The following is a 6,968-nucleotide window of genomic DNA, read 5'->3' as shown; positions in this document are numbered from 1 at the left end:
CTACATATTCTAATTTAGATATAGCATCTCGTCTTGCATTTTCTCTAACATAGCATTTTTCTCTTAGTCTTTCGTCATCAGATATCTTTCTTAACATTTCTTTAGCCATCTTTAATGTTTCACTCCCTTCTATAAGTAGATTTAATAAGTCTTCCATTCCAGGCTCTCTATTCCCACATAATTTCATATCTTATCATAATATTTACTTCACACTATATTCAATACCCTTATTATCCTCTCTGCTACATCTTCTAAGAGAAACCCTGCATTTTCCATAGCTTCTTCAAGAGTCATAGGTTTATTAACTATTGAAAAAATACTATCTATGCCTTTTTCATAAAGTATATTAGCATCTTTCCCTATTCCACCTGCTATAGCAATAACTGGCTTATCATACTTTTTAGCAATCTTTGCTACCCCATAAGGAGTTTTGCCATACTGAGTCTGGCTGTCTATCATTCCTTCACCTGTAATGACTAAATCTGAATCCTTAATCTTTTCTTCTAAATTTGTTTCTTTAGTAACAATACTAATTCCCCTTTCAAGTTTTCCATCTAAAAAAGAAATAAGAGCTGCCCCCATACCTCCTGCCGCACCGGCACCAGGATATTGGAGTATAGATATCCCAAAAGTATCTTCTATAGTTTTTCCAAAGTTCCCTAATTTCCTATCTAAAACTTTCACCATAGTTTTATCAGCACCTTTTTGGGGACCGAAAATATAAGAAGCTCCCTTTTCACCTATAAGAGGATTATCTACATCACAAGCAATAGTAAATTCACATTCTCTTATACCTTTATGTAATTCGCTTAAATCAATACTTTCCACTTTATCTAAATCTTCTGCCCCAAATCCTATACTTTCTCCATTAGAATCTAATAATTTTCCACCTAACGCTGCTACCATACCAGCACCACCATCATTTGTAGCACTTCCCCCTATACCGATAATTATATTTTTATAACCTTTTTCTAAAGCATCTTTTATAAGCTGTCCTGTTCCAAAACTTGTAGTCTTCATTGGGTTACGCTCTTCTTTGCTTAAAAGATCTAGCCCTGATGCCGCAGCCATTTCTATTACAACAGTTTTCCCATCACCTAAAACCCCATAAAAAGAATCTATATCTCTCATAAGGGGATCCTTAACTTTTACACTTACAATTTTACCTTCTGTAGCTTCTACAAGAGACTCAACTGTACCTTCACCACCATCTGCCATAGGTACTTTTATAGTCTCTATATTTTTATCTACCCGTTTAATTCCCCTTTCAATAGCCATAGCAACCTCTTTAGCAGACAAACTTTCTTTAAAAGAATCTGGTGCAATAAGAATTTTCATTTAAATTTTCCTCCCAATATTTATTATTAATAAAGCTATGAGTATGCAGAATTACCTACTCATAGCTTTATATTTTAACTAAGTTCTGGCCAATAATCTTTATTTGCTTCAATTAAAGCATCTAATACTTCCCTTGCTTTTTTAGCAGAAACTACTGTCCTATTTAATGTTAATGCTTGTAATGCCTTTTCATAAGATCCCTCAAAATAAGCATCTACAGCTAATTTCTCATAAGCTAATTGAGATTCCATTAGCCCTTTGTAGAATGTACCTACATTCCCAACTGCTAAAGGACGAGGCCCATTAGAAGTCATTACTGCTGCTACTTCCACCATTGCATCGTCTTGAATATTTGATATAATACCATTGTTTTCAACAATTACAATATATATACCTTTTTTATTATATGCTATAGATTCTGCTAACTCTATTATAAATTCACTATGGGCATCATTATGAACTAATACAGAATCTTTAGAAGTACCAGCTTCTGCTACTCTTCTACATTCATCAAAAATTCTTTTTTCCCTACCATCTATAACTTCATTAGCTCTAGTATAGTTTGGATCTAAGTGAGATAATTTATAGTCTGGGTAGTAATAATATTGTAAATATGTGTTAGGTAGATAATCTGGAAAATCACTAACCATATCTTTAACCATTCCATAGGTATCTAACCAAGATTGGTCCCTTTGCTCAGCATCTACTGGTGCAAAGCCATCCTTTAGGATTATTTCTCTAAGTTCTGGTAATAAATCCTCTCCATCTTTATCATATAAATGAGTAAACCAACCAAAATGATTTAGTCCAAAATATACAGGCTCAAGTTCACTAGACTCCACTCCTAATATTTTACCATAAGACCTTAGTAGATTGACAGGTTGATCACATATATTCAGCAACCTTTTATCATCATGAAACACTCTATTTGTAGCCTCAGCTACTATAGCAGCTGGATTAGTATAATTTAATATCCAAGCATCTTTAGAATATTTACGAATGTCTTTTATTGTTTTTATCATATCCCTTATAGACCTAAGACCATAAGCAAAACCTCCAGGCCCACAAGTTTCTTGTCCAATTACACCAAGACTTAAAGGTATTTTTTCATCCTTTTCACGCATTTTCAAGCCACCAGTTCTCATTTGCATAAATACAAAATCAACATCTACATATGCTTCTTCTACTTTAGTAGTATAACTAAAGTCTAAACCTTGATAATTTTCTTCAAATAATATTTTAGCAAACTCTCCGATAACCTTTTGGCGTTCTTTATCTATATCAAATAAAACCAACTTTTTAATTGGAAATCTATCTTTCATCTTACATAAACTTTGCAATAGTCCAGGTGTCCAGGTACTACCTCCACCAACTATTGTAACATTAAACTTTTTCAATTAAATACCCTCCCTTTATTTCTATAAACATTGAATTTATGAATTTCTCTTTAGTTCATTATCAACAGATTTTTTCACCTTGGAAACTGAAGGTCCATAAATAATTTGAATATCTTTTTCGCTAGGTTTAACTACACCTGCAGCTCCTGTTTTTTTGAATCCAGCTTCCTGAACTAAGTTCATGTCTTTCACTACAACACGAAGTCTTGTAATACAATTACTAATAGCTTCAATATTTTCTTTACCACCTAAATATTTAATAATTTCTACAGCCCTTAAATCCATATTTCCCTCATCTATTACTACATCTTTCTCATCAAAATCAAAATCTGCTTCTCTACCTGGAGTTTTTAAATCTTTTCTTTCAATAAGGAATTTGAAAACATTATAGTATATAAAAGCATAGGCAACTCCAATTAATAATGTAATATACCATTTAGTCTCAGGTTGTAGTGCACCAAAAACAAGTAAATCTATAACCCCACCTTGAGTATTACCAATAGCAACTCCAAATAAATGATTTAACATAAAAGATAAACCTGCTAATAGAGAATGAGCTAAATATAAGATTGGAGCTACAAATAAAAATGAAAACTCAAGAGGTTCTGTAATTCCTGTAACCAAAGAAGCTAATGCTCCTGCAGTTAATATACCTTTAATTCTTTGTTTATTCTCAGGTTTAGCAGTTCTATACATAGCTAATGCAGCTGCAGGTAATCCAAACATCATTACAGGTATCTTTCCTTGTGCTAAGAAACGGGTTGCTTCTGTTGAAAAAGACACTGTATTAGGATCAGCTAGCTGCGCAAAATAAATATTTAAAGCCCCAGCAATACTTTCTCCACCAATAACCATTTCACCACCAACAGGAGTAAACCTAAACATTGCATTAAGTATATGATGTAATCCAAAAGGTATTAATAATCTCTCAAAGAATCCAAATAGAAATGTACCAAAATATCCTAACTTAGAAATTCCAAAACCTACTTTTTGAATAACTCCGCCTATAGGTGGCCATACTACAGGAATTAATAAACCTATTAATGCAAAAGTTACAGTTGTAATAATAGGTACAAAACGAGTTCCACCAAAGAAACCTAAATAGTCAGGAACTTCAATGGTATAAAATCTGTTATGCAACTCTGCTACTATAATTCCTACAATTATACCTCCAAATACACCTAGTTCAAGGGTTTGTATTCCCAATGTCATACCTTGACCAGCTTCTCTCATGTCCTCTGCTAAAGCTAAAACATCTTTGTGGACAAGAACCGCATTAATTGTAACATTCATTATTATATATCCAACAAACCCTGAAAATCCTGCTACAGCTGTTTCATCCTTTGCAAGGCCTATAGCTAATGAAATAGCAAACATTACTGGCAAGTTACCAAAAATCGCCCCAGTTATAGCTTTAGTAAAAGTAAATATTAATTGCAACACATTATTACCTAAGAAAGGCATTTTAGCTATAACATTTGGATTTGAAAATGCTGAACTTATTCCTAAAAATATACCAGCAAAAGAAATCAATGCAATAGGAAGCATAAATGCTTTACCTAATCTTTGAAAATAATTACTTATTCCTTTTTTTGTCATCTAAATCCTCCTTACATAAGGTACTAACCTATTTTTAATTTATCAAATATATGAAGATTGTCGACAAATCTATTATTTAATTGTATTATATATGTATAACGACACTATGGAAACCGTTTTACTCTAATTAGAAACTGTTTTCACTAACTGAAAATTTTTCATTTTGTGAAACTTTTTTCATAACCTTAGGATATTCATTACTTATAAAGTTTAGGGGAGTGATCTTTTGAATTTTTTTGATTATGTTGAAAAGCATATAGACCGTTTAAATAAAAATGAGACCTATCTACTTAATTACTTTATTGATAATTCAAGAAAAATAAAAGATATGAAAATAAAAAATGCCTCAGAAGAGGTATTCGTATCTCCAGCTACTATAGTCCGGTTTTGTCAAAAATTAGGTTTCAGTGGCTTTACAGAGTTTAAAAATAGTTTATGGTCCACTATAGAACAACAGAGCCAAGAGAAAGTTTTAAAAGAATCTAATATAACTAAGTCAAATATTTTTGACGACGTATCAAAAACTATGAATCTAATTAGCGAAACTATTATTGACGATATTATTAAGCTCATATATGAAAGTAAAAGGATAGACTTTTATGGAGAAGGATCTTCTAGAATAGTTTGTGAAGAAATGACAAGGAGATTTAGATTAGTAAAAAAACAAGCCTATTTTTACGATGATACCAGCCTAATGTATCTATCAGCTTCCAATTTGAACCCTACAGATATAGCTTTTTGTGTATCTATGTCTGGAGAAACTTCTCAAATATTAAAAGCAGCAAATATTGCAAAAACAACAGGTGCAACTCTTGTATCTGTAACTAATATGAGCAATAATAGTTTATCTAATATTGTAGATAAAGCATTGTTTGTAACTTCCACTAAATATGAATTAGGTGATATGAATTTTGTATCTAGAATCCCCGCTCTAGTAACTTTGGAATATATATTTAATAGGTATATAGAAGAATATTCTTAAGTAAGGATTCTAATAACTAATTTTCCTAGCCGTAATAAAAGACTTTGCAATAAATAATAAATCTCCTGCACAATCAACTAACATTACCAGTTCATTGCTTCAGAATAACTACATTTCCATATATCTAGCTTAGCTCAATATTTAAGCAATTAAGTATTGGAATAGGTAATAAATATATAAAAATACACTATAATAAATAATATCAAAAGCATCATTTCATAAAAATTGATGAATTAAAATATTAGGTTAGAGTTTCCTCCAGCCTAATATTTTATCTAGTAATAACAGCTATACTAATCTACATTAATTGGTATTAATCTGGATACTTGCCCCGCCAAATTTTGTATAGGCATAGTTTGTAGATATATCTTACCTGGCCCTGTCAATGTGGTCAAAAATAATCCCTCTCCACCAAATAATACGTTTTTCATTCCATTAATGGTTTCAACATCAAAACTTACAAATTGTTCAAACATTGCCACATGACCTGTATCTACCTTAACTAACTCTCCTGATTCTAGATAGTATTCTTCAATATGTCCATCCATTTCAAGAAAAACTATTCCCGGACCCGTTATTTTTTGAAGAATAAACCCTTCTCCTCCAAATAATCCGGCAGCTAATTTCTTCTTAAAATATACTTCTAAAGTAACTGATTCTTCACTGGCTAAAAAAGCATCTTTCTGAGCAATTACACTTTCTCCAGCCTTTAATTCTAAAGCTAAAATTTTACCTGGAAAAGAAGATGGAAAAGCTATAGTGCCGGGTCCTCTATTAGATGTAAAGGTATTTAAGAATAAAGATTCACCTGAAAACATTCTTCCTAATCCACCCATCAAACCACCTTTCATATTGGTACCCATTTTTATATTATCTGACATCCATGCCTGATCTGACTTTATTAAACTTTCCATTTTTGGCCCCGTTCTTGCTATCTAGTTATTAAAAATTATTGGCACATTTAATTTCCAACTTAAACTTAGAACTTTTATGTTATTTGGATCTTTAATATATCCTTTATTAAATAGTATTCCCATAGCTTTAGTACTAAGAACAGTAGTATTTTTAGTATTTAGATATGTTTCAACTAATAAAAGTATCTGTGGCTTTTAATGTTGAAATCTTATCATATTTTAATTTAAATATATGATGTCCTACAGTTAAGATTTCTTTTAGTGCATATTTTTCAAACGTTAATTTAATTAAAAAGGGATAATTAGCACTAGCTATCATCCCCTATAATTGTATATATTTAATTATCAAACCCTTTCTTTAATTTTTCAATCTCCTCTTTAGTAAGCCCCGTTAGTTTAATAATTTCATCTATACTAAGCCCTATTTCTATTGCCTTAATAGCTGTTTTTTCTTTATTCTCTTCTATTCCCTTTTCCATACCTTTTTCTATTCCCTTTTCTATTCCTTTTTCTATTCCTTTTTCCATTCCTTTTCTCTCTGCATATTTTAATCTAGATATGGCATCCCGTCTAGCCTTCTCTCTAGCATAATATTTCTCTCTTAGTCTTTCATCAGCAGATATCTTTTCTAACATTTCTTTAGCCATCTTCAATGTTTCACTCCTTTCCATAAGCTGATTTAACAGTTCTTCCGTCCCAGGCTCTCCTATTCTCTTCATAAATGTTAACCATAGTTCT

Annotated in this window: 7 protein-coding genes; 1 reads left to right on the top strand and 6 read right to left on the bottom strand. The window is 31.5% G+C overall.

All coding sequences use genetic code 11. The features are described from left to right. From VK071_12480 to VK071_12465, 4 genes are all read right to left on the bottom strand, one after another. Nucleotides 1–187 (bottom strand): hypothetical protein (locus VK071_12480; GenBank protein HLR36128.1); only part of this gene is annotated, 187 nt, incomplete at its 3' end. A 20-nt stretch (nucleotides 188–207) separates the two neighbouring features. Continuing rightward, nucleotides 208–1,338: a glycerate kinase gene (locus tag VK071_12475; GenBank protein ID HLR36127.1), complete on the bottom strand. Its 1,131-nt coding sequence runs from the start codon at nucleotides 1,336–1,338 to the stop codon at nucleotides 208–210. A 74-nt stretch (nucleotides 1,339–1,412) separates the two neighbouring features. Then, nucleotides 1,413–2,735, bottom strand: a complete 1,323-nt coding sequence (locus tag VK071_12470) for a 6-phospho-alpha-glucosidase (GenBank protein HLR36126.1) — start codon at nucleotides 2,733–2,735, stop codon at nucleotides 1,413–1,415. 36 nt (nucleotides 2,736–2,771) lie between these two features. Beyond that, entirely contained in the window at nucleotides 2,772–4,334 is a 1,563-nt protein-coding gene (locus tag VK071_12465; protein ID HLR36125.1) for a PTS transporter subunit EIIC, read from the bottom strand. 226 nt (nucleotides 4,335–4,560) lie between these two features. Here VK071_12465 and VK071_12460 point away from each other — a divergent pair, with 226 nt between their 5' ends. After that, on the top strand, nucleotides 4,561–5,316 hold the full coding sequence (locus tag VK071_12460) for a MurR/RpiR family transcriptional regulator (GenBank protein HLR36124.1): 756 nt from the start codon (nucleotides 4,561–4,563) through the stop codon (nucleotides 5,314–5,316). A 293-nt stretch (nucleotides 5,317–5,609) separates the two neighbouring features. Here VK071_12460 and VK071_12455 read toward each other — a convergent pair whose 3' ends face one another. Together VK071_12455 and VK071_12450 are read right to left on the bottom strand one after the other, a co-directional pair. Next, a complete protein-coding gene (locus tag VK071_12455; protein ID HLR36123.1) occupies nucleotides 5,610–6,230 on the bottom strand; it encodes a TIGR00266 family protein in 621 nt (206 codons plus the stop codon). Between the two features lie 338 nt (nucleotides 6,231–6,568). Continuing rightward, on the bottom strand, nucleotides 6,569–6,968 hold a 400-nt coding region (locus VK071_12450), incomplete at its 5' end, for a hypothetical protein (protein HLR36122.1).

This window comes from Tissierellales bacterium (genome assembly GCA_035301805.1).
In the GTDB taxonomy this organism is placed as follows: domain Bacteria; phylum Bacillota; class Clostridia; order Tissierellales; family DATGTQ01; genus DATGTQ01.
Note: the sequence above shows the minus strand (reverse complement) of the source record. Positions and strands in the feature narration are given on the sequence as shown.